The organism is Streptomyces sp. NPDC052496, assembly GCF_040679095.1.
Classification (GTDB): Bacteria; Actinomycetota; Actinomycetes; order Streptomycetales; family Streptomycetaceae; genus Streptomyces.
The window spans coordinates 66,108-87,495 of sequence record NZ_JBFAUH010000016.1 but is presented as its reverse complement, the minus strand read 5'-3'; the positions used below and the strand labels follow the sequence as shown (position 1 = coordinate 87,495).

The following is a 21,388-nucleotide window of genomic DNA, read 5'->3' as shown; positions in this document are numbered from 1 at the left end:
CGCCGTCGATGTTGCGACCGGATAACGACCCGCCGCCGTTCCGGGCCGTCACGACGCCGTACGGGCCCGCGTCAGCCCGCCAGCTGCCGCGCCAGCGCCGCTACCGCGTCCGGCCCCACCCGGCAGCAGCCGCCGACCAGCCGGGCCCCCGCCGCGGTCCAGGCCGCCACCCGGTCGGCGTTGAAGGCGGGCGTACCGCACCAGGCGCGCGCCTGCGCGTCCCAGCTCTCGCCACTGTTCGGGTAGACGACCACCGGCTTGCCGGCCGCGCGGGCCGCCACGGCCACCGCCCGGTCCGCGTCCTCGGGGGTGCAGCAGTTCACACCCACCGCGACCACCTCCGGAACGTCGGCGGCGAGCGCGAAGGCGTCCGCCAGCGGCTGCCCGGCCCGGGTACGGTCACCGGCCGCGCTGAAGGACAGCCAGGCCGGCACGCCGAGGCCGCGTACCGCCAGTAGCAGGGCCCGTGCCTCGTCCGCGTCCGGCACGGTCTCCAGCGCCAGTACGTCGGGCCCGGCCGCGGCCAGCACCTCCAGCCGCGGCCGGTGGAACCGCGCCAGCTCGGCCACCGACAGCCCGTAGGCGCCCCGGTATTCGGAGCCGTCCGCCAGCATCGCGCCGTACGGGCCGGCCGAAGCGGCCACGTACAGCGGCCCCGCCGCACCGGCCGCCGTCGCCTGCCGCGCCGCCTCGCGCGCCAGCTCCACACTGCGCCGCAGCAGCCCGGCGGTCTCCGCCGCGCCGATGCCCCGCTCGGCGAACCCCTCGAAGGTCGCCTGATAGCTGGACGTGATCGCCACCCGCGCGCCCGCCTCGTAGTACGCGCGGTGCGCCGCGACCACGGCCTCCGGGTCCTCGGCGAGCAGCCGCGCCGACCACAGCGCGTCGCCGAGGTCGTGCCCGGCGGACTCCAGCTGGTTGGACAGTCCGCCGTCCAGGACGAGCGGGCCCGCGGCGAGGGCGGCGGCGAACGAGGGGACGGCAACGGTGTTCATGGCCACCAGCCTCTCACCCGGTCCCGGCGGCTCGCCCGCCCCCGCGCCCGGTCTCTCGACGGCCCGCCTCGCGCCCGTTCTCTCACCAGGCCCGCCCCACGCCCGGCCGCCCGTCACTGCGCCTGGACGGCCTGGATGTCCAGCTCGATACGGATGGTCGCACCGATGGCCGCGATGCCCCGCGCCAGCATCTTGCGCCAGTCCAGGGTGAAGTCCTCCCGGTGCAGCTCGGTCACCGCGGCGCACGCCGTACGGGTCTCCCCGCCCATGCCCGTACCGATGCCCAGGTAGCGGGTGTCCAGCTGCACCGACCGGCTGACGCCGTGCAGGTGCAGCACCCCCTGGACGGCCCAGCGTGCCCCGCCCTTGTGCACGAACCGCTCGCCGGCGAACTGCAGGTACGGGTAACGCGCCACGTCCAGGAACTCCGCCGAGCGCAGATGGTCGTCACGCATCTTCACCCCCGAGTCGATGCTCGCCGCGTCGATCGTCACCTCCACCCGCGAGTCGCGCATGTCCGGCGCGATCCACAGGCTGCCCTCGAAGTGGTTGAACCGGCCGTGGATCTCGGCCAGCCCGATGTGCCGGGCGGTGAAGCGGATGGAGGAGTGGTCGGGGTCCAGCCGCCACTGTCCCGGCGTGGGCAGCTGCGGCGCCGGGGCCGGCTCCAGCTCCAGCGTCCGCGGCGCGGTCCGCTGCCCCTCGGTCACCAGGCTGTCGAACCGCTCCGGGCGGAAGCCGTCGCAGGTGACCACCACGTGATACGCGGCGGGCGCCAGCGTCGCGGTGAACATGCCGTTGGGGTCCGTCTGGCCGCACGTGACCTCGGTGCCCTCGGCGTTGCGCACCGATATCCCGGCCCGCGCCATCGGCAGCCCGACGGGGTCCTGGACGCTGAGGTCCAGTGCCCCGGCACCACGCGGGATCGGAGCCGGAGCGGGGGCACTGCGGGCGGAGCGGTCACGAAGGCGGGTGAGGATGGCGAGCGCCATGGCAGGACGGGGCCTCTCGGTCAGTTGTGTCGAAAAAGGTGCATCTCCATCCTGTCATTGGTTTAGACCGCTGAGGACGACAGCTGTCAATACCCGCCGAAACGTGAAATTCATCGCACCGGGCACAAGGTGATGGCGAACCGGGCAGGAGCCACCGTCAGCTCGTGCTCCGGCAGCACCCCGGGGCCGCAGGAAGCGCTGCCGATGCCGTGCTGGGCGTGGTCCAGGTGGAGCCAGGTCCAGTCGCTCGGAGTGAGGTCCGTGGTGTGCCGGGCGGCGTCCAGCTGCTCGCTCGTCCAGCGGCGCGCGCTGAACCAGAAGGACGGCGCACCCTCGGCACGCAGGCCCGAGCCGTCGCCGCGGGACAGCTCCACCCAGCGCACGTCCGCCCGCGCCCCGTTCTCCTGCGGGCGCACGTACGGCGTCTGCAGCGCGTCCACGGGCATGCGCCACAGCCCCGTCCGCGCCGCCGCCTTGGTGTCGGGATACGCCTCGCCGGGCCCGCCGCCGTACCACCGTGCCGTCGAGAGGCTGCCGCACACACCCAGCCGCACGCCGAGCCGGGGCAGCGGGCAGGGCCAGTCCCCGTACGGCCGCACCGACACCTCCAGCCGCAGCCGCCCACCGGCCGCGGTCCAGCGGTAGTCCGTGTCCAGGGCGAGGTCCGTGCCGGCCGGTGCGACCCGGGTGCGCACCAGTAACGCCTCGCGGTCGTACTCCACGGACGCCACCCGGTGCCGCATGCGGTGCAGACCGATGCGGCGCCACTGCTCGGCGCGGCGCGGCCCCCGCTGCCAGGGCGCGCCCTCGTCGTTGTCGGTCGGCGCCCGCCACACGTCCAGCCGGGGGCCCGACAGATGGCAGCCGTCGAAATACCGGAGCACCCCGGTGGTGGCGTCGAAGGCACCCGGACCGAGGAGGATGAGGTTGCCCTCACCGCGCCGGGGAGCCGCCTTCGGGGCGGCCGGGCGGGGCTCGGGGCGCGGCGGTGCGGCGGGCAGCTGCCCCCAGGCGACCTCGTGGCCCGCCGCGGCCCAGGAGGTGTCCTCGCCGAGTAACGCCCGTACCGTCCACAGGGCTTCGCGGCCGCGCCGCCCGGCGGGCCCCGGGGGCAGCGCCACCTCGGCGGACTCACCGGGGGCGAGCGGCGGTACGGCCAGCGGCCCCTCGGCGAGCACCTCGCCCTCGGCCTCGTAGGACCAGCGGAACACCAGGTGGGCCAGGTCGGCGAAGTCGTGCAGATTGCTGATCCGCACCGTGCGCGGGCCCTCGCCCGGCGCGCGGTCCGCCGTGTCCGTACCGCCGATCCGCACCGGTTCGACGACCTTCTTGAACTCCACCAGCCCTGGCGACGGCACCCGGTCGGGGAGGACCAGCCCGTCGCAGACGAAGTTGCCGTCGTGCAGCTCCTCGCCGAAGTCGCCGCCGTACGCGTGGAACACCTCGCCGTCCGGGGTGCGCTGCCGCAGCCCGTGGTCGATCCACTCCCACACGAAGCCGCCCTGGCAGCGCTCGTACGTCTCGAAGAGCCGCTGGTACTCGCTCAGCCCGCCCGGTCCGTTGCCCATCGCGTGCGCGTACTCGCACAGCAGGAAGGGCAGGGCGCGGCGCCGTGCGTCCGCCACCGGGTCGGCGAGCGGTTCCTCCGCCCGCCGGCCGATCCGTTCGACCTCGGCGTGGTCCGCGTACATCCGGGAGTACACGTCGGTGTCGGCGCAGGACGGATCGCCCTCGTAGTGCAGCGGGCGGGACGGGTCGCGGTCGCGGGTCCAGGCGGCCATGGCGGACAGGCCGCGGCCGGTGCCGCACTCGTTGCCCAGCGACCACATGATCACGCTGGGGTGGTTCTTGTCCCGCTCGACCGTCCGGCGCATCCGGTCCAGCAGCGCCGGCGTCCACGCGTCGTCGTCCACCGGATTGCCCCGCCAGCCCTGCTGCTCGAAACCGTGCGTCTCCAGGTCGCACTCCTCGACGACCCACAGGCCCAGCTCGTCGCAGAGGTCGAGGAAGGCGGGGTGCGGCGGATAGTGGCTCGTACGGACCGCGTTGACGTTGTGCTGCTTCATCAGCAGCAGGTCGCGGCGCATCGCCTCGGGGCCCAGCGCACGGCCGTGCCGCGGGTCGAACTCGTGCCGGTTGACGCCGCGGAACAGCACCCGGCGCCCGTTGACCTTCAGCAGGCCGTCCTCGACGCGTACGGTGCGGAAGCCGACGCGCAGGGGAACGCGCTCGCCGGGCGTGCGCAGTTCGGCGTCGTACAGCTGCGGGGTCTCGGCCGTCCACGGCGTGACCGGCACGGACGCGCTCTCGCCCGTCGCCAGGTCCAGCCCGAGCGCGGGCACGGTGACCCGGCCCGCCGGCGCGCAGTCCACCCGGAGGGTGCCGTGGCCGGTGCGGTGGTCGTACGAAGCGTGCACGAAGTGGTCCAGGACGGCGCCCGCCGGCCGGTGGTGCAGCGTGACGTCGCGGAAGACGCCGGGCAGCCACCACTGGTCCTGGTCCTCCAGATAGCTGCCGGCGGACCACTGGTGCACGCGGACCGCGAGCACGTTACGGCGCGCCCGCAGCAGATGACCCACCTCGAACTCGTGCGGCAGCCGACTGCCCTTGAAATGCCCCAGCTCCCTCCCGTTGAGCCACACCCGCGCACAGGACTCCACACCCTCGAAACGCAGCAGGGCGGGCCCCGGTTCCCACTGTGCCGGGAGGTCGAAGGTGTGCCGGTGGTCGCCCGTCGGGTTCTCGTCGGGCAGCCGCGGCGGATCGACGGGGAACGGGTAGCGGGCGTTGGTGTACGCGGGCGCGCCGTGGCCCATGAGCACCCAGTGGCCCGGTATGCGCAGGCCGGTCCAGTCCGTGTCGTCGAAGTCCGGCCGGGCGAACGAGGTGTCGGCGGACCGGGCGGTCGGCAGCAGCCGGAAACGCCACATCCCGTGCAGCGACAACCGGCGCGCGTCCGAACGGGCGAACCAGGCACGCGGCGGGCGGCATCCCCGGCCGGGCGACACGTCCTCGTAGTACGGGAGGTGCTGCGGGGGGCGGGGGACGGGCAGGGCGGCGCCGCGGGGCGGTGGCGGGGCGGCGGACGGTGCGGGGGTGGTGCGCTTCTCGGGGGCGTGGCCTTCGCGGGCGGGCCTCCCGTCCGCGGTGTGCTCGGCGTCGGGTGCGGTACGGGGGCCGGCGTGCTCGGCGTCGGGCAGGGGCAAGGGTCCTCCTCGCTGCGGGAACACGGCTGGGGCGTGGGGGATCACGTCAGCGAACCACGCGGGGCGGCGCGCCGCGACCGGATACGAATGATTGACCGCTGAAGCATCCGCTCCGCGTCGTACATGTCCGTGAGCGCCCGGATTCGTGCGGGGCGCCGGGGCGTGGCGGCTTCGGGGGAGGTGCCGGGTTCCCTTGGGGCGGGGAGGTCACGGGGGCGGGCTCCGGAGTCGCCCGGCCCCGTACGCCTCGGCGGCGTGTTTCGGATCCGCCGGTGAGAATCGGCCGTCCCCGGGCACTCAGGCAGCATGAACGATTCACCGAAGAACCCGGACCCGGCTCCGGAGCACACCGCCGGCCTGGAGCCCGGCGGCGGCGTGCCACCGGGCGAGACACCGCCCGCCGAAGGCAGCACCCCGGACGCCGGGCCCCTGGAGACCCACAACCCCACCCGCGGCTGGTCCAAGGGCCCGGTGCTGGTGCTCGCCGTCGTGGTCGTCCTCGTCGCAGCCTTCTTCATCGCCCGCATCTGGGGTGTGTAGCTCGCTGACGAGGAGGCGGGCGGCGAACGGCAGCGATCAGGAAGGCTTGCGCAACGGTCCCGTGTAGTCGCGGAACAGCACGATCTGGCCGTCCCGGATGCGGAACAGCTGCACCGAGCGGCCTTCGAACGCGTCCCCGCGCCCCACGCCCTTGGTGAGCACCTCCGCGACGACGACCTCCGGATCCCCGGTGCGGTGCACCGCGAGCGTGTCGAGCGTGTCGACGCGCAGGGCGGACATCGCAGCCCGCGCGAACGTCCGTATCGTCTCGCGGCCCTCGATACGGTCGGGCACGTCCGGACCCGCGAAGGGCAGCTCGATCACACCGTCCGGCGCGAACAGGTCCGCGAAGGCGTCCGGGTCCTGCCCCGTCACCGCGGCGCACCGCCGTTCGAGGACGTCCAGGGGGCTCATAGCAGGCACGGTCCCTCCCGATCGGCGGCACGGCGGGCCGGCGGTCCGCACGCCGGTCTCTGACGCCGAGCAGGGTAGCGCCGCGCCGTACGGGCAGTCAGCACGCGCGGCACGGGTGACGGCCCACCGGCCGTCACCCGCCACCGCCTCATCCGGCTCCGGCTGCCTACCGGCTGTCCGGTGACCCGGCTGCCTCCTCGCCGTCGTATCCGTCCCCACCCCCGTCCCCGCCCTCACGCACCGCCGCGAGGGCCGATGCCGGGTCCTCGGCCGCCGGGCCCGCGGGTGCCCACTGCCCGCGCTCCTTCACGTACGGCCACCACCGCCCGTCACGCCCGTACCTGAGCTGAACGCCGCCGCCGACCACGGTCCAGCGGTTGCGGTCGTGGCGCAGCCGTGGTCGCGGCTCGTCGTCCTCCCAGGCGGCGGCGAGCTGGGCGGTGGCGCGCGCCAGGGCCGCCGGTTCCGGTGTCCACTCCTCCTCCAGGGCCGCGAGGGCCGGCGCGCCGCCGTACTCCCACGCTCGTACGGCCAGGGCCAGCGTCTTGGCCGTACGTCCGGAACCGGCGGCCAGTCGCGCCGCGATCCGCGGGTCCGGCCCGGCCGCTGCCAGCCGTACGGCGTCCTGCGCGCAGGTCAGCGCTGCCTGTGGGGGCGCGTCGGCATGGCCGGGGGCCAGCGCGTCGGCCAGCAGCCGCTGGGCGCGCGCTGCCGTGTCGCCCACCAGGAACTCCAGCGCCGGCACGTCCACTCCGGGCGCCGGGGCCGTCCCCCCTCCGAGGACCGGTACGGCGCCCGGCACGTCCACGGCCGGCGGGGGCGCGGGCAGCGGCGGCAGGATGTCCCGCGCCGCGTACGCCTCTGCCGCAGGTATGCCCCCAGCCGCCGGTTCCGCCGCGTACGCACTGGACGTGGGGTGCTCAGCGGCTTCCCGCGCGCGCGTGGCGGTGCGGGCCTGGAGGTCGTCCAGCAGCTCCTGTTCGCCCCGCCCCCGCATCAGCAGCAGCACGAACGGGTCCTCGTCCAGCAGACGCGCCGTCTGGTGGCAGAGCGCGGCAGTGTGAGAGCAGTGGTCCCACGCCCCGCAAGCGCACTCCGCCTCCAGATCACCGATCCCGGGGAGCAGTTCGAGGCCGGCGGCGGCCGCGTCCTCCACCAGGTGCGGCGGCATGTCGTGGTCCAGCAGCGCCGCGATGTGCCCGGCCCGGTCCGCGACCAGGTCCAGGAAGCGGTCCCAGTCCGCCGCGCTCAGCTCCTGGAGCAGCACGTCGCAGCGGTACGGCGTACCGTCGCGGTCCTGGACGACCGCGGTGATCCGCCCCGGCCGTACGGAGACCGCACCCACGGCGCCCGCCCGTGCGTGCCGGCGGCCCTGCTTGACCTGCTGACCGTCCAGCGCGCTGTCCGCCAGCGCCTTCAGCCAGGCCAGGCCCCACCAGGACCGCGCGAAACCCTGTCCGCGCGCCGGCGGGAGCGCGGCGAAGGTACGCTCCCGGGCCGGCTCCGGCAGGGCCTGCCGGGAGCGCTCACGGGCGTCGTTTTGCGGGGCGTCGTTTCCCTGGGTGTCGTTTGCCTGGGTGTCGGTCTCGTGGGTGTCGGTCGCCTGAAGATCGGCCGGGTATAGATCGGTTGCGTGAGGGGCCGTTGCGTACGAGTCGGTTGCGTACGGGGCGGTTGCGTACGGGTCGGTTGCGTACGGGTCGGGTCCGTGGCTGTGGATCATCGCTCGCTCCCTCGCAGCGCCACCAGGTCGGCCAGTTCGGCGTCGCTCAGTTCGGTCAGGGCGGCCTCGCCGGAGCCGAGCACCGCGTCCGCCAGCCGCTGTTTGCGCGCGAGCATGGCGGCGATCCGGTCCTCGACCGTGCCTTCGGTGATCATCCGGTGGACCTGCACCGGCCGGGTCTGGCCGATGCGGTACGCACGGTCGGTGGCCTGCGCCTCGACCGCCGGGTTCCACCAGCGGTCGAAGTGCACGACATGGGCGGCCCTGGTCAGGTTGAGCCCCGTACCCGCCGCCTTCAGCGACAGCAGGAACACCGGCACCTCGCCCTCCTGGAAGCGGCGCACCATCTCCTCGCGGCGCGCGACCGGCGTGCCGCCGTGCAGCAGCTGCGTCGGCACCCCGCGCCCCGCCAGGTGCGTTTCGAGCAGCCGCGCCATCCGGACGTACTGCGTGAACACCAGCACACCCGCGTCCTCGGCGAGAATCGTCTCCAGCAGCTCGTCCAGCAGCTCCAGCTTCCCCGAACGGCCCGCGATCAACGGCCGCTCCTCCTTGAGGAACTGCGCCGGGTGGTTGCAGATCTGCTTGAGCGAGGTCAGCAGCTTGACGACCAGGCCGCGGCGCGCGAGACCGTCCGCCGCCGCGATCTCGCGCAGCCCCTCGCGCACCACCGCCTCGTAGAGCCCGGCCTGCTCCTTGGTCAGCGCCACCGCCCGGTCGGTCTCCGTCTTCGGCGGCAGCTCGGGCGCGATGCCCGGGTCGGACTTGCGGCGGCGCAGCAAGAAGGGGCGCACCAAGCGGGCCAGCCGGTCGGCGGCGGCCGGGTCCGTGCCGCCCTCGACGGCCGTGGCGTAGCGCTCGCGGAAGCGGCTCAGGGAGCCGAGCAGGCCCGGGGTGGTCCAGTCGAGAACGGCCCACAGCTCGGACAGGTTGTTCTCGACCGGCGTGCCGGTGAGCGCCACCCGGGCGCCCGCCGGGAGGGTGCGCAGCGCCTTGGCCGTCGCCGAGAACGGGTTCTTCACGTGCTGCGCCTCGTCCGCGACGACCAGCCCCCAGCGGGTCGCCGCGAGCTTCGCCGCGTCCCGCCGCATCGTGCCGTACGTGGTCAGCACGAACGCGCCGTCCCCCAGGCCGGTGAGGCTGCGCCGGTCCGCGTGGAAGCGGCGTACCGGAGTGCCGGGCGCGAACTTCTCGATCTCGCGCTGCCAGTTGCCCATGAGGGAGGCCGGGCAGACGACGAGCGTGGGCCCGGCCGAGGCGGGGTCGGCCTGCCGGTGCAGGTGCAGGGCGATCAGGGTGATGGTCTTGCCCAGGCCCATGTCGTCGGCGAGACAGCCGCCGAGGCCGAGCGAGGTCATGCGGTGCAGCCAGCCGAGACCGCGCAGCTGGTAGTCGCGGAGGGTGGCGGCGAGGGCCGGCGGCTGGGCGAGGGGCGGTTCGGGGTTCGCGCCCGGTTCCGGGGCCACGGCCGCTTCCGGGTTCGCGCCCGGTACGGCGGTGTCCGGTGCGGTGAGCCGGTCGCGGAGGCGGGCCAGCCAGCCGGACGCCTGCACCTCCACCCGCTCGCCGTCCTCGGACTCCGCGGTTCCGGTGAGCGCCGCGCCGAGCGCGTCGATGGGCGTCACCTTGCGGTCCTGGCGGTCCCGGGCCTCCCGTAGGGCCTCCGGATCGACGAGCACCCACTGGTCCCGCAGCCGTACGAGCGGACGTCCCGCCTCGGCCAGCCGGTCCAGCTCCGCCCTGCTGACCTCCTGGCCGCCGACGGCGAACCGCCAGCTGAACGAGAGCAGCGCGTCGGCCGCGAGGAAGGACGGCAGCCCGGACACCGGGCGGTCCTGACGGGCAGCGCCGTCGTCCTCGTGGGCATGTTGCGGCGCGCCGTCCTGGCCGGGCGGCCCGACCACGGCGTGGGTGCTGAGCCCGCGTACCAGGTCCCGGGGCCAGTGCACCTGGACGCCGGCGGCGGCCAGCGCCCGGGAAGCCGGGCCGAGCAGTTCGGCGATCTCCTCGTCCGCGAGGTCCACCGCGTCCGGTACGGCGGCGGACAGCAAGGGCCTGAGGGGGGCCCAGGCCGCGGCGGCGCGGCGCAACGTCAGCAGGGTGTCCATCCGGGCGCGCGGGCCGAACGCCTGCCCGGTGGGGGAGGTGCCCGCCCACACCTCGGACGCGTCGGCGACCAGGGCGGGGTCGGTGAGGTCGTGCAGCTGGAGAACGGCGGTGAACCGGGCGCGGCCTGCGACGGCGGCCCCGGCCGGGCCGGTCTCCGGCAGGGCGGCCGGCCCGCTGCTCCCTTCGGTGTCGGGTCCGGGCAGCCCGGCGACCTCGACGCGCAGGGAGAGCCGTACGCCTGCGTCGTGTCCGGCCGCCACATCGGCGGCCCAGTCGCGCTGTTCGGGGATGTGCTGCGGCTCGGCCGCGGCGAACGCCGGGCCGCCGGTGACCAGGGCGGCGGCGGGGGAGCGGGGCAGCCCGTCCGCCACCGCGTCCAGGAAGTCCCGTACCAGGCGCTCCGGTTCCGGCAGCAGTACGGGGCCTGGGCCGGTGGCGCCGGCGAGCGGGGCGGCGTGCGCCTGCGGCGGCAGCGCCGCGGCCAGTTCGCGCAGGCGCTCGGCATCGGCGGGATCCAGCGGTCCCACCCGCCACGCGTCATGTCCGGAACGGCTCACTCCGGGCAGCAGCCGCCCACGGGCGACGAGTTGCAGCGCCAGCACGGCGGCGGCGCCCCAGAAGGCCGTGGCCGGGTCGGCGGTACCGGACGTACGGGCACGGGTGAGGAGGGGGAGGGCGTCGGCGACCGGGAGGACGACGGCCGGCACGTCGACGAGCGCGATGCCGTCCGTGTCGCCTTCGCCGCCCGCGCCGTGTCCCTCGCCTTCGCCCCCGTCGCGGTGTTCGTCTCCGCCGTGGTGTTCGGCTTCATGGGACGGGACGGCGACGGACAGCGGCTGCGTCGGCCACGGGGGGCCGGCCTCCTCGTCGCTCGCCGCGCCGTCCGGACACCAGAACGCGATCCGTCCCGTACGGGGCGGATCGGCCGGCAGGAAGACCGCTGCCCGGCGCGCGAGCGCGGACGGCGGGACGGATGGTGCCGCGGGAAGACATGCCACGTGCAGCGAACTCCTCAAGTTTGACTACTGGCGACCGGAGCGCCCGAGGGTACAGCACAAGCCGAGCGGATGCCGACCCGGCCTCCGGTGGCGGCCGGCAGCCGGTCGTCACGGATGGAACCTGTGGGACCGAAAAGGCGTTCAATGGGGTACAGAGAGCGCGGCAACCGCCGCGGAAGGGACGTGAAGGATGTCCACGAACGCAAAAGTCGCCATCGGTGGCGTGGCGGCGGGAGTGATCCTGCTGTGGCTGCTGCCGTTCTGGGCGGCCGTGCTGGTCATGGTCGGTGTGCCGGCCGTGGCGTATCTGACGCTGGACCCCTCGCAGCGGCGCAGGCTGCGCCGTGTGACCCGCAAGGAGATAGGGCGCTGACCAGGTGGCCGGTGTCCGGGCGTCCGGCGGTGTGAGCCGGGCGGCCGGGCTGCGGCGACGTCCCCGTCAGCGGGCCCGTGGGCGCACACCCCACGGGTGGGACGCCGCCACGGCTCGGGGCCGGACCGCAGCGGCCGGCCGCACGGTCACGCCGGCCGGACCGCCAGCGCTTCCAGGGCCCGCAGCAGGCCCGGCAGTTCGGGCCCGCGTCCCACCGGCAGCACCTCTCCCGGCTGCTCGTCCAGGAGGACGAACGCGATGTCGTCGGTACGGGCCACCATGCTCCACCCGGGCCCGTCCACGCGGAGCGTACGGGCCTCACCGGCGGCGAAGGACGAGCGGACCCGTCCCGGCGGAGGAGGCTCCGCCACGTAACCGCGTGCCCCGGCCAGTGCCCGCTGCACTCCGGCGTGCGGCTGGGCTCCCGGAGCGACGAACGTGACCGCGTCGTCGACCTGTTCGCGCCAGGCCGCCCACTGCAGCGCGATCTCGTCCGCGCCGAGCCGGCGCTGAGCCGGTCCCCACTGCGTGGCGTCCGGTGGCCTGAGTACGGCCGGACCGCCCTCCTCCGGTTCCGGGTCGTGCGGCGCCGGCACCCCCGGCGCGGCAACGGCGAGTGCGAGCGGCCAGCCGGGCAGCGCTTCGACCACGCTGCCCTCGGCCGGCGAGAGGTCATACTCCATCCCGCAGTCCCAGGCCGCGACGGCGCACGCGACGAGCGAGACGTCGTCCGTCACCACCGTCCAGCGCGCGCCCAGCCCGTCCTGGCCGAGGACCAGGCCGTACCCCTGCTCGTACGGTTCCAGCCCCAGCCCGGCGCACACCTGCGGATAATCGTCGCCCAGTACGCTCGGGAACTGCGCGGGCGTCAGCAGCACCGCCGTCAGCACGAGCAACTGGTCGTCGTCGGCGCTCGCGGGCACGGCTCCGTCGGCGCTCGCGGGCACGGTCCCGTCGGCGTTCCCGGCCGTGGACGTACCGGCGCTCTCGGTCGACACCTGGGCCTCCCCCTCCGATGCGCTCTGATCCGCCCGGTCCCGGCCCGCCGCCACCGCCCCGGTCCCGGGGCCGCCCGCGCCGGACCGAACCGGCCCGATCGTTCCGATCAGTCGTCGGCGCACCCTAGTTGGCCGGGCAGCAGGTTGTCACCAGCCGTACGCCACAGCCCCGGCTGTTTCCGCCGTCTTGCCGGTCACCCGGTCACTCGGTCACTCGGTCACTCGGTCACTCGGTCACCCGGTCACCCGGTCACCGGGTCACCCGGTCACCCAGCGCCCGGGAGCCGGGGATCCGGAGGTCGGGGTCCGGAGCCCGGGTCAGGCGTGCGGGCGACGCCAGCCTCCCTCCGCCGGTCCGCCCAGCAGCCCTCAGGCCACCGGCAGATTCAGCAGGTCACGCGCCACGGTCTGCGGCGACTCCCCGCGCTCCCGGGCGAGCGCGATCACCGCCCGGCAGGCCAGCTCGTTGATGCCGAAGGCGAGTGCCTCGGGGGAGACCCATTCCGCCGCCTCCGCACTGCGTTCGTCGTCCTCCTCGGCGCACGCCGCCACATGGGCCGCCGCGGCCTCGAAGATGTTGTGCGGCCGCTTCGCCCCGGGTGCCCGGGGCTCCTCGCTGCCGGGCATTCGCACCGCGGTGCGGACGCGAGTGAAAAAGTTCCGAAGGCCGCGGAACAATCCGGAGATACCACGTAAGAATCCGGTCATCGTGTCCCCCATTCCCGGTTCCCGTTCCGGTCGTACCAGTGTGCCCGGGGCGCTTACGATGGGAACTTCGGCGACGAAAGGGCGGGTACGCGGTGCGGCGATATGACTGGCTCAAGGAGACCCAGCGGCTCGACCCGGAGCGGGACTTCTTGCGTATCCACCGCATCATCACGACGTACGAGTTCCCCTGGGACGTCGCGCGAGCCTTGGAGCTGGCGCTCTACCGGACCTACGCCGTTCCCAGCATCGGCCGGCTGCTGGCCCGGACCGCCGAGCTGACGGACCGTACGCAAAAGCGCTACGACGACACCGCGCTCCTCCTGGACTCGGTGGTGGAGCACGGTTTCGACACCGAGGACGGCCGCACCGCGATCCGCCGCATCAACCAGATGCACCGCAGCTACGACATCTCCAACGAAGACATGCGGTATGTCCTGTGCACCTTCGTGGTGATTCCCAAGCGCTGGCTCGACCAGTACGGGTGGCGACGGCTGAGCGAGAACGAGCAGCACGCCTCAGCCGTCTATTACCGCACCCTCGGACGCCACATGGGCATCACCGACATCCCCCAGAATTTCCAGGAGTTCGAGCGCTGCCTGGACGACTACGAGCACGCGCACTTCGGCTGGGACGAGGGCGGGCGGCGGGTCTCCGACGCCACGCTCGGCCTGATGGCGGGCTGGTACGGCCCGCTGGCCCCGGTGGTGCGCGGCGCGAGCATGGCCCTGCTGGACGACGCCCTGCTGGACGCCTTCCGCTACGAGCGCCCCAGGCCGGCCGTCCGTGCGGCGGTGCGCGGCGCGCTGCGGCTGCGTGCCAGGTCCGTCCGCCTGCTCCCGCCCCGCCGGCGACCCCATTACGCCCGCCAGAACCCGGAGATCAAGAGCTACCCGAACGGCTACACCATCGCCGACCTCGGTACCTTCCCCCAGGGCCGCCCCACAGGCAGCTGCCCCGTACCGCACTGACCTGCTCGTCCCGGCCCCACGCCGGCGCGGCGACAGGGGGCGACAGGCCATTCCCGCACCGGCGCGGCGACAAGGGACGACAGACCATGACCCGACAGTGGCCGGTCACGGCCGGGTAACGCGCTGTCCGGCAGCTCCCCGGGCGACTCAGGCGCCCTGACGCACGGCCATCGCCAGGTAACGGGCGTCCTCGTCCACGTAATCCACCAGATTCCATCCGCAACGCGTCAGAAGCGGTCGCAAGTGGGGTTCGGCCCGAACGTCGTCAGGGGTGAGCCGGCGCCCTTTCCGCGCTGCCAGCGCGGCGCGCCCGACCGGGTGGAACAGCGCCAGCCGCCCTCCGGGGCGTACGACCCTGGCGCATTCCGTGAGGGTCGCCTCCGGGTCGGCCAGGTGGGACAGCAGTCCGGCGGCGAAGACCGCGTCGAGTGCGCCGTCCGACAGTGGGAGCCGCTGTACGTCGGCGAGTACCAGGGGCGCCAGCCGCGCACGTCCGGCCCGTACGGCCGCCGCGAGCATCTCCGGCGTCAGGTCGGCGCCCAGCACCGTACCGCCCGCCCCGACGGCGGCCCGCAGCGCGGGCAACGCCCTTCCCGTGCCGCAGCCCGCGTCCAGCACCCGGTCTCCCGCCCGCAGCCCCATCGCCGCGACACCCGCCTCGTAGGCAGGACCGTCGTCGGGAAACCGCGCGTCCCAGTCGTGCGCCCGGGAGCCGAAGAACTTCCGCACGTCATGCGCCTGACCGGCGTCCTCGGGCGCGTTGGCGGTCTCGTCGTCCATACGGCAACTCTAGAGGCCGGTGATCGCCCGGGAGCCGGCTGTCCGGACGGTGGGCGGCCGCCCGGTGGCCGCGGTGGCCGGATGCGCGGTCGTCCGGGACACCGCACGGGTTTCAACCGTTCTTCCTTTCGACGTCTTACCTTTCCGGCCGCCCGGCGTAATCATGCAGGCATGACGGACACGGGGAAGTGGAATTTCGTCGACCATTTCGGTGCCGACCCGCAGGGTCTCGCCGACGCGGCGGCCCTCCTGCAGCACGCGGTGACCACCATCTGTGGCGCCGGCGGCGGAACACTCGTGATTCCCCCCGGGCGGTACCGCATGCACAGCACCGGAACGGTGGTACCGGATTCCGGGAACCTGACCGTGATCGCGTACGGCGCCCACATTTTCCGCAGCGACACCTCCACCATCGACACGCTGTGGGGCGGCGGCTTCTCCCACGACGGCTACCACGGCGCCTCCGACATCAGCATCCGCGGCGGCCTGTGGGACGGCGGCGCGAACAATCCGCTGCCGCTGGACATGTTCGCCTTCTGCTCCGCCGAGAACATCCTCTACGAAGACCTGGTCGTGGAGAACATTCCGGACTGGCACGCGATCGAGTTCCACGGCATCCGCAACGGCACGGCGCGCAACTGCGTCTTCCGGCGCTTCAAGGCCACCACCCCGACCCGGTTCTTCTCCGAGGCGATCGAGGTCCAGGAGGCGCCGGACGGCACGCACAGCACGAACATCGTCGTCGACGGCTGCTCGGCCGACGGATACGGAGCCCTGGTGGGCACGCACACGGCCACTTTCCCCGGCCGTTTCCACAGCGGGCTGCGGGTGGTGAACAACAGGATCACCAACGCCCGGAACTACGCCGTACGGGCCCACAACTGGCGCCACGCGGTGATCGCGAACAACATCATGGAGGACTGCAACAGCGGAATCCAGGTCCAGATGGATCCGTCCGCGCAGTACCAGTCGTGGTTCTGGTCGCAGACCGAGGACATCATCATCTCGCACAACGTCCTCACCCACATGGGGCTGGAGAAACAGCCGGGCCAGGGCCCCCGTTTCGCCACCATCGGCGTGTACGGAATGTCGGACACGCCGATGGAGAACGTCATCGTGACGGGCAACATCATTCGCGACTGGGCCAGTTCGAACGGTATCGCCCTGCAATACGTCCACGAGGGCGTGGTCACCGGAAACGTCGTGAAATACAGTCAGGGCGGCGACGGCACCGCGATACTGTTCACCTCCTGCTCCGGCGGAACGGCCACCGGAAACAATGTCCGTTACGCCGGTTCGGGCATCGTCGGCGCCGAGGTCTCCGCCGGGAACAGGATCAGTCTTCGGTGAGCGTGGTGCATGCGGTCGGCGTGGCGGATACGGCCGGAGAGGCCGGTACGGTCGGCGTGGCGGATACAGCCGATACAGCCGATACGGCTGATACGGCTGATACGGCTGATACGGCTGATACGCCGACGCGGTGCGTGCTGTCAGTCCGTCACCCGCTCAGCCGGTCACCCGGGCCAGTGCGAAGCCGTCGTAGCCCTTGCTCCCCACGGTCTGCACCGCGGTGGCGGACAACCTCGGGTTCTCAGCGATGAGTTCCAGGAACCGGCGGATGCCGCGGACCGTGGGATCCGTGCTGTCCGCGTCGGCGACGTCACCGCCCCGTACGACGTTGTCACCGATGATCAGGCTGCCGGGGCGGGTCAGTTCCAGGGCCCGCTCCAGGTAGTGCGGATTGTTGGGCTTGTCCGCGTCGACGAAGACCAGGTCGAACGGTTCGGCCCGCTCGGCAACCAGCTTCGCGAGGCTGTCGAGCGCCGGGGCGACGCGGATCTCGGTGCGCTCCGCGAGCCCGGCGCGCTCCAGGTTGGCGCGGGCGACGGCGGCGTGCGTGGCGTTGTACTCCAGGGAGACCAGGTGGCCGTCGGCGGGCAGGGCGCGGGCGAGCCAGATGGTGCTGTAGCCGCCCAGCGTCCCGATCTCCAGGATGCGCCGGGCGCCTTGTATCCGGGCCAGGAGGTGGAGCAGCTTGCCCTGGGTGGGGGTGACGCTGATGTGCGGGAGTCCGGCCGCCTCACTGTCACGCAACGCGGCGTGCAGCGCTTCGTCGTCCGGGGCGAGCAGGGAGTTGAAGTACTCGTCGACCGTGTTCCACCGCTGCTGAGACATCTGGTCCCTTCGCTTGCCTAGTTAGGTTTGCTAATCAAAGTAGCAGGGGCGGGTACGCCCGTCGGTGTGCTGCGGGCAAAAAGTCGTGCGGTCCGCGGTTCCGTCCGTTCAGGTCCGGTGGCCCCGTTCGTGCAGCGGCGTGAGGTGGTCGCACAGTTCGCACCGCGGCGCGTCGCGGGCGGCCCGGATGCCGAGCAGCGGCTCACCGCAGATGGCGACGAGCGGCCGTACGGGCGACTCCCGCGGATGGCAGATGCGGCAGACGTTGTGCCAGGGACCGGCCTCGTTGTCGCCCGCGGCGGGAACGGCCGCGATGTCCGCGCCGGTACCGGTGGTGGTGGACATCAGCAGCCTTCTTTCTCGCGCCCCGCCGGTACGTGGACCGGCTCGCGGCGCGGGCTTCCCGCTGGTGGCGCCCGGCCGGACCGTGGCCGGGGCTTTCTCCCGCAGCGTACGAACTTGTCAACTCCGTGCCACGCTGTGTAGCGAAAGGAGTACGGTCCTCGCCATGGGTTTCGAGTCGCACGACGAACCTCACGACGTACCTGTAGCGGATGCCGCCGGGTCCGCAAACACCTCGGACGACAGTGCGCTGGCTCTGAAGATCCTGGTGGCGGGCGGGTTCGGGGTCGGCAAGACGACACTGGTCGGTGCCGTCAGCGAGATCCGGCCGCTGCGTACGGAGGAACTGCTCAGCGAGGCGGGCGCGGCGCTGGACGACGCCCGGGACGTGGTGCGCAAGCCGACGACCACCGTGGCGATGGACTTCGGCCGCATCACCATCAGGGCCGGCCTGTCGCTGTACCTCTTCGGGACGCCCGGGCAGGACCGGTTCTGGTTCCTGTGGGACGACCTGGCGCAGGGTGCGCTGGGCGCCGTCGTCCTGGCCGACACCCGCCGGCTGGAGGACTGCTTCCCCGCCGTGGACTACTTCGAGAGCCGCGCGATCCCCTTCCTGGTGGCCGTCAACTGCTTCGCCGAGGCACGCGCTTACGGGGCCGGCGAGGTGGCGCGGGCACTCGACCTGGACCGGGGCACCCCGGTGGTGCTGTGCGACGCGCGGGACCGCGACTCGGGCAAGGAAGTGCTGATACGGCTGGTCGAGCACGCCGGGCGGGTGCACGCCGCCCGGCTGCTCGACTCGGTGGGGTGAGCGCGCGCCCACAGCCGTCACCCTCCTGCGGGCCCCACCGCCGCAGCGCGGTACGACGGCATCAGCCGGCGAGGTCGGCGACCGCGACGACCTTGCTGATCCGGACCCGCACGAGCAGTTCTCCCGGGACGCCGTTGCGGGCCCCGTACTCCTCGGCGCGCTCCTCACCCATGTAGCGGGCCGCGATGCGGGTGGCCCAGGCGCGTACCTCGGTCAGTTCGTCGCTGGTCTCGGCCCGGCCCTCCACGATCGCGAAGCTGAACGGCGGCCGGTCGTCGTCCACGCAGAGCGCGACCCGGCCGTCCCGGGCCAGGTTGCGCCCTTTGACCGTGTCGGCGCCGGTGTTGAAGACCAGGTCGTCGCCGTCCAGCAGGAACCAGACCGGCGCGATGTGCGGGCTGCCGTCGGCCCGTACGGTCGAGAGCTTGCCGGTGCGGGTGCCCTCGGACAGGAAGCTCTGCCACTCGTCCTTGCTCATGGTGCGTGCCATACCGCCATCCTGCGCCATACGGCGGGAACGGGCCGCGCGACCGCACCGGCCGCGCCGGACCGGCCGCGCTGCTTGCCCGGACGGCACGGGTGGTCCAGGCTTGCACGGCAGTTGCCCACGGGGACACGGGGACACGGGGACACGGGGACACGGGGAGGAAGCGGTATGGCACTGAGCAGCGGACTCGACTGGTTGCTGGACGACCTGACCGAGCGGATCGACCAGGTGCGGCACGCCCTGGTGCTGTCCAACGACGGGCTCGTGACGGGTGCGAGCGAGCGGCTGGCGCGGGAGGACGCCGAGCACCTGGCGGCGGTCGCGTCGGGGCTGCACAGCCTCGCCAAGGGCTCCGGACGGCATTTCGAGGCCGGTCGGGTACGGCAGACGATGGTCGAGTTCGACGACGGCGTGCTGTTCGTGACGGCGGCGGGGGACGGCAGCTGCCTGTGCGTACTGGCGGGGTCTGAGGCCGACATGGGGCAAATCGCCTACGAAATGGCGCTGTTGGTCAACCGCGTGGGTGAACACCTGGGGGTCGCGGCGCGGCTGCCGGAAAGTTGTCCACAGGGCTGAGGTCGGGGGTTGACCGGCTGTCGTACCCCACCGCTATCGTCGTCACTGTCGGTAACGAGCCGGCGGGAATCCGGACCGGATCCCCGCCGGGAACAGTGACGGGGGAGTGCGACATGACGGTGATGTGCGACGGGCGCCAGGCGCCCGGGACGCTCATGACGGAACAAGCGCCGGCCGCGGGAGAGACGCTCACGCCAGGGCGTGCGGCCCGCGAACTGGGACTGAGAGGCGGCGAGTTCGAGCTTGCCGCGCAACTCGGAGAAGTCCTGACGCTACCGCCGGACCCCGAAGCGCGGCCCGGCCCGTCCGGCCCGTGGGGGCGGCGCCGCGTGCCGGCGGAGGAGATCCGGCGGCTGCGCGCGGAAGAGGGCTTCCCCGGTACGCTGCGTGACCGCCTGCGAACGGCCGGCACGGCCGAGGCCGCCGAACTGCTCGGCATCGGCGCGAGCCGCTTCCTGCGGCTGGCCCGCGCGGGCTCCTTCGCCCCGGCCCGCTTCTACGTGAACCGCTACGGCGCCGTGGTCTGGCTCTACCTCGTGACGGAGCTGGCCGACTTCGCCGACCGTGAACCGGAGCTGCTGCGCGGCAACCTCCCCGCGGTGCTCCGCGTCATGCTCGACGGCGGACAGGACTGGCGCGGCCGCAAGTGGCGCAGCCGCCGGGTCGCCCGGCTGATGGGCCAGGCGGCGGACGGCTGGGAATCGGCGGCGGTGATCGCCGCGGTCCTGCCGCCGGAAGAACTGGCCTCGGTCGTCGAAGACCCGGTGGAGCGCTCGGTGCTACGCCGTCTGCGCCCCACCCTGACCCCGCCCGGCACTGGCCCCGCGGCCAGGGAGGCGGTCGAGCGGGCGACGACGGCGGAGGAGTTCGACGAGGTGCTCTGGTACCGCGTCAACCTCTCCCGCTCCTTGGACCGCGCCCGCCACGCCCAGCCGGCCACCCATCGCCTACGCCATCCCGCCCCACCGGCACCCAACGGGGGCGCCCCCTTCCGGATCCCCGCAACCGCCACAGCATCCACCCCGGAACCACCCCGTCCGCCCGTCCCAGCGCACGGCCCGCGGGCGGCCTCTTGCGTGCCACGGCCGGCTCCACTGTCCGGACCGGGCGCCGCTACGGGGCGGTCCTGACCATGCCCGGCGAGGGCGACGCACGCACGGTCGAGGGGCGTCCGGCTCGGCACCGCCGGGCACGGCCCGGCGACCGCCTACGCCTCCGCCCCTCCCTGTGCCCCTTCCCCCTGGGCTTCCCCATACGGGCGCTCCAGGCTGTGGCTCTTGGTGTGGGGGCGTAGCAGGCCTTCCTGGACGACCGAGACGAGGAGGTTGCCCGCGCGGTCGTAGATGCGGCCGCGGGCGAGGCCGCGGCCGCCGGTGGCGATGGGGGACTCCTGGTCGTAGAGGAACCACTCGTCCGCGCGGAAGGGGCGGTGGAACCACATCGCGTGGTCGAGGGAGGCCATGTCGAAGCCGCGCGGGCCCCAGAGCGGCTCGATCGGGATGCGGACGGCGTCCAGCAGCGTCATGTCGCTGGCGTAGGTCAGGGCGCAGGTGTGGATCAGCGGGTCCTCGCCCAGCGGCCCGACCGCGCGCATCCAGACCGCGCTGCGCGGCTCCGCGCCCTCGATCTCCTCCGGCTTCCAGCGCAGCCGGTCGACGTAGCGGATGTCGAAGGGCTGGCGACGGGCCATCCGCTCCAGCGCCTCGGGCAGCCCGCCCAGGTGCTCGCGCACCTCGTCCGCGACGGTCGGCAGCTCCTCGGGCGCGGGAACCACGCGGCGCATCGGCAACTGATGTTCGAAGCCCGGTTCGGGCTGGTGGAAGGAGGCGGTCAGATTGAAGATCGTGCGTCCCTGCTGGACGGCGACCACGCGGCGCGTCGTGAAGGAGCGGCCGTCCCGTACCCGCTCCACCTGGTACACGATCGGCACCCCGGGCCGGCCCGGGCGCAGGAAGTACGCGTGCAGCGAGTGCACGGGCCGGTCGCCCTCCGTGGTGCGCCCGGCCGCGACCAGCGCCTGTCCGGCCACCTGCCCGCCGAAGACCCGCTGGAGGCTTTCCTGCGGGCTGCGGCCGCGGAAGATGTTCACCTCGATCTGCTCCAGGTCCAGCAGATCCACCAGGCGCTCGGCGGGATTGGTCATGGCCGTACGTCCTCCGTCGGGTGTCTCGACGCCCTTGCTCAGTGGTGCGC

Annotated in this window: 20 protein-coding genes; 7 read left to right on the top strand and 13 right to left on the bottom strand. The window is 73.3% G+C overall.

Annotation, left to right across the window (positions count from 1 at the left end):
• Positions 1-71: 71 nt before the first annotated feature.
• From mmuM to AB0L45_RS22005, 3 genes are all read right to left on the bottom strand, one after another.
• A complete protein-coding gene (mmuM, locus tag AB0L45_RS22015) occupies positions 72-995 on the bottom strand; it encodes a homocysteine S-methyltransferase (protein WP_365842361.1) in 924 nt (307 codons plus the stop codon).
• A 113-nt stretch (positions 996-1,108) separates the two neighbouring features.
• On the bottom strand, positions 1,109-1,987 hold the full coding sequence (locus AB0L45_RS22010) for a YceI family protein (RefSeq protein ID WP_365842359.1): 879 nt from the start codon (positions 1,985-1,987) through the stop codon (positions 1,109-1,111).
• 110 nt (positions 1,988-2,097) lie between these two features.
• Positions 2,098-5,040, bottom strand: coding sequence for a glycoside hydrolase family 2 TIM barrel-domain containing protein (locus AB0L45_RS22005; RefSeq protein ID WP_365842590.1), 2,943 nt, complete (start codon positions 5,038-5,040; stop codon positions 2,098-2,100).
• Positions 5,041-5,499: 459 nt separating this feature from the next.
• On the opposite strand from AB0L45_RS22005, the gene AB0L45_RS22000 reads away from it, so the two are divergent.
• Entirely contained in the window at positions 5,500-5,733 is a 234-nt protein-coding gene (locus AB0L45_RS22000) for a DUF6480 family protein (protein WP_365842357.1), read from the top strand.
• A gap of 36 nt (positions 5,734-5,769) precedes the next feature.
• Here the strand turns inward: AB0L45_RS22000 and AB0L45_RS21995 are convergent, their stop codons facing one another.
• The 3 genes from AB0L45_RS21995 to AB0L45_RS21985 all read right to left on the bottom strand — a co-directional run bounded on the left by AB0L45_RS21995 (position 5,770) and on the right by AB0L45_RS21985 (position 10,977).
• A complete protein-coding gene (locus AB0L45_RS21995; RefSeq protein ID WP_365842355.1) occupies positions 5,770-6,147 on the bottom strand; it encodes a nuclear transport factor 2 family protein in 378 nt (125 codons plus the stop codon).
• 166 nt (positions 6,148-6,313) lie between these two features.
• Positions 6,314-7,870, bottom strand: coding sequence for an SWF or SNF family helicase (locus tag AB0L45_RS21990; RefSeq protein WP_365842353.1), 1,557 nt, complete (start codon positions 7,868-7,870; stop codon positions 6,314-6,316).
• Positions 7,867-10,977: a DEAD/DEAH box helicase gene (locus tag AB0L45_RS21985; RefSeq protein WP_365842351.1), complete on the bottom strand. Its 3,111-nt coding sequence runs from the start codon at positions 10,975-10,977 to the stop codon at positions 7,867-7,869. The genes AB0L45_RS21990 and AB0L45_RS21985 overlap by 4 nt, the downstream gene beginning before the upstream one ends.
• Positions 10,978-11,167: 190 nt before the next feature.
• Here AB0L45_RS21985 and AB0L45_RS21980 point away from each other — a divergent pair, with 190 nt between their 5' ends.
• Positions 11,168-11,350: a hypothetical protein gene (locus AB0L45_RS21980; RefSeq protein ID WP_030998668.1), complete on the top strand. Its 183-nt coding sequence runs from the start codon at positions 11,168-11,170 to the stop codon at positions 11,348-11,350.
• 146 nt (positions 11,351-11,496) lie between these two features.
• Here the strand turns inward: AB0L45_RS21980 and AB0L45_RS21975 are convergent, their stop codons facing one another.
• Positions 11,497-12,273: a hypothetical protein gene (locus AB0L45_RS21975; protein ID WP_365842588.1), complete on the bottom strand. Its 777-nt coding sequence runs from the start codon at positions 12,271-12,273 to the stop codon at positions 11,497-11,499.
• A gap of 444 nt (positions 12,274-12,717) precedes the next feature.
• Positions 12,718-12,975 carry a hypothetical protein gene (locus AB0L45_RS21970; protein ID WP_365842349.1) on the bottom strand — a complete coding sequence of 86 codons (258 nt, stop codon included), beginning with the start codon at positions 12,973-12,975 and terminating at the stop codon, positions 12,718-12,720.
• 173 nt (positions 12,976-13,148) lie between these two features.
• On the opposite strand from AB0L45_RS21970, the gene AB0L45_RS21965 reads away from it, so the two are divergent.
• On the top strand, positions 13,149-14,024 hold the full coding sequence (locus AB0L45_RS21965) for an oxygenase MpaB family protein (protein ID WP_365842347.1): 876 nt from the start codon (positions 13,149-13,151) through the stop codon (positions 14,022-14,024).
• A gap of 147 nt (positions 14,025-14,171) precedes the next feature.
• On the opposite strand, the gene AB0L45_RS21960 is transcribed toward AB0L45_RS21965, so the two are convergent.
• Positions 14,172-14,804, bottom strand: coding sequence for a class I SAM-dependent methyltransferase (locus AB0L45_RS21960; RefSeq protein ID WP_365842345.1), 633 nt, complete (start codon positions 14,802-14,804; stop codon positions 14,172-14,174).
• Positions 14,805-14,975: 171 nt separating this feature from the next.
• On the opposite strand from AB0L45_RS21960, the gene AB0L45_RS21955 reads away from it, so the two are divergent.
• A complete protein-coding gene (locus tag AB0L45_RS21955; protein WP_365842343.1) occupies positions 14,976-16,154 on the top strand; it encodes a NosD domain-containing protein in 1,179 nt (392 codons plus the stop codon).
• A 156-nt stretch (positions 16,155-16,310) separates the two neighbouring features.
• Here AB0L45_RS21955 and AB0L45_RS21950 read toward each other — a convergent pair whose 3' ends face one another.
• Together AB0L45_RS21950 and AB0L45_RS21945 are read right to left on the bottom strand one after the other, a co-directional pair.
• A complete protein-coding gene (locus AB0L45_RS21950; protein ID WP_365842341.1) occupies positions 16,311-16,979 on the bottom strand; it encodes an O-methyltransferase in 669 nt (222 codons plus the stop codon).
• A 108-nt stretch (positions 16,980-17,087) separates the two neighbouring features.
• Positions 17,088-17,324, bottom strand: coding sequence for a hypothetical protein (locus AB0L45_RS21945; protein WP_365842339.1), 237 nt, complete (start codon positions 17,322-17,324; stop codon positions 17,088-17,090).
• A gap of 163 nt (positions 17,325-17,487) precedes the next feature.
• Between AB0L45_RS21945 and AB0L45_RS21940 the strand changes: the two genes are divergently transcribed.
• The gene (locus AB0L45_RS21940) at positions 17,488-18,132 is read left to right on the top strand and encodes an ATP/GTP-binding protein (protein ID WP_365842337.1); all 645 of its coding nucleotides are present in this window, start codon (positions 17,488-17,490) and stop codon (positions 18,130-18,132) included.
• A gap of 61 nt (positions 18,133-18,193) precedes the next feature.
• Here the strand turns inward: AB0L45_RS21940 and AB0L45_RS21935 are convergent, their stop codons facing one another.
• Entirely contained in the window at positions 18,194-18,622 is a 429-nt protein-coding gene (locus tag AB0L45_RS21935; RefSeq protein ID WP_365842335.1) for a PPOX class F420-dependent oxidoreductase, read from the bottom strand.
• A 165-nt stretch (positions 18,623-18,787) separates the two neighbouring features.
• Between AB0L45_RS21935 and AB0L45_RS21930 the strand changes: the two genes are divergently transcribed.
• Both AB0L45_RS21930 and AB0L45_RS21925 read left to right on the top strand, forming a co-directional pair.
• Positions 18,788-19,195, top strand: coding sequence for a roadblock/LC7 domain-containing protein (locus AB0L45_RS21930; protein WP_365842333.1), 408 nt, complete (start codon positions 18,788-18,790; stop codon positions 19,193-19,195).
• A gap of 113 nt (positions 19,196-19,308) precedes the next feature.
• Positions 19,309-20,325, top strand: a complete 1,017-nt coding sequence (locus AB0L45_RS21925; RefSeq protein ID WP_365842331.1) for a DUF6397 family protein — start codon at positions 19,309-19,311, stop codon at positions 20,323-20,325.
• Between the two features lie 77 nt (positions 20,326-20,402).
• Here the strand turns inward: AB0L45_RS21925 and AB0L45_RS21920 are convergent, their stop codons facing one another.
• The gene (locus AB0L45_RS21920; protein ID WP_365842329.1) at positions 20,403-21,338 is read right to left on the bottom strand and encodes an acyl-CoA thioesterase II; all 936 of its coding nucleotides are present in this window, start codon (positions 21,336-21,338) and stop codon (positions 20,403-20,405) included.
• Positions 21,339-21,388: the final 50 nt, after the last annotated feature.

Excerpts from the sequence above, each read along its gene's own strand:
- mmuM (WP_365842361.1), bottom strand. The coding sequence starts at position 995 with ATGAACACCGTTGCCGTCCCCTCGTTCGCCGCCGCCCTCGCCGCGGGC.
- AB0L45_RS22010 (WP_365842359.1), bottom strand. The coding sequence starts at position 1,987 with ATGGCGCTCGCCATCCTCACCCGCCTTCGTGACCGCTCCGCCCGCAGT.
- AB0L45_RS22000 (WP_365842357.1), top strand. The coding sequence starts at position 5,500 with ATGAACGATTCACCGAAGAACCCGGACCCGGCTCCGGAGCACACCGCC.
- AB0L45_RS21995 (WP_365842355.1), bottom strand. The coding sequence starts at position 6,147 with ATGAGCCCCCTGGACGTCCTCGAACGGCGGTGCGCCGCGGTGACGGGG.
- AB0L45_RS21990 (WP_365842353.1), bottom strand. The coding sequence starts at position 7,870 with ATGATCCACAGCCACGGACCCGACCCGTACGCAACCGACCCGTACGCA.
- AB0L45_RS21980 (WP_030998668.1), top strand. The coding sequence starts at position 11,168 with ATGTCCACGAACGCAAAAGTCGCCATCGGTGGCGTGGCGGCGGGAGTG.
- AB0L45_RS21970 (WP_365842349.1), bottom strand. The coding sequence starts at position 12,975 with ATGCCCGGCAGCGAGGAGCCCCGGGCACCCGGGGCGAAGCGGCCGCAC.
- AB0L45_RS21960 (WP_365842345.1), bottom strand. The coding sequence starts at position 14,804 with ATGGACGACGAGACCGCCAACGCGCCCGAGGACGCCGGTCAGGCGCAT.
- AB0L45_RS21955 (WP_365842343.1), top strand. The coding sequence starts at position 14,976 with ATGACGGACACGGGGAAGTGGAATTTCGTCGACCATTTCGGTGCCGAC.
- AB0L45_RS21950 (WP_365842341.1), bottom strand. The coding sequence starts at position 16,979 with ATGTCTCAGCAGCGGTGGAACACGGTCGACGAGTACTTCAACTCCCTG.
- AB0L45_RS21945 (WP_365842339.1), bottom strand. The coding sequence starts at position 17,324 with ATGTCCACCACCACCGGTACCGGCGCGGACATCGCGGCCGTTCCCGCC.
- AB0L45_RS21940 (WP_365842337.1), top strand. The coding sequence starts at position 17,488 with ATGGGTTTCGAGTCGCACGACGAACCTCACGACGTACCTGTAGCGGAT.
- AB0L45_RS21935 (WP_365842335.1), bottom strand. The coding sequence starts at position 18,622 with ATGGCACGCACCATGAGCAAGGACGAGTGGCAGAGCTTCCTGTCCGAG.
- AB0L45_RS21930 (WP_365842333.1), top strand. The coding sequence starts at position 18,788 with ATGGCACTGAGCAGCGGACTCGACTGGTTGCTGGACGACCTGACCGAG.
- AB0L45_RS21925 (WP_365842331.1), top strand. The coding sequence starts at position 19,309 with ATGACGGTGATGTGCGACGGGCGCCAGGCGCCCGGGACGCTCATGACG.
- AB0L45_RS21920 (WP_365842329.1), bottom strand. The coding sequence starts at position 21,338 with ATGACCAATCCCGCCGAGCGCCTGGTGGATCTGCTGGACCTGGAGCAG.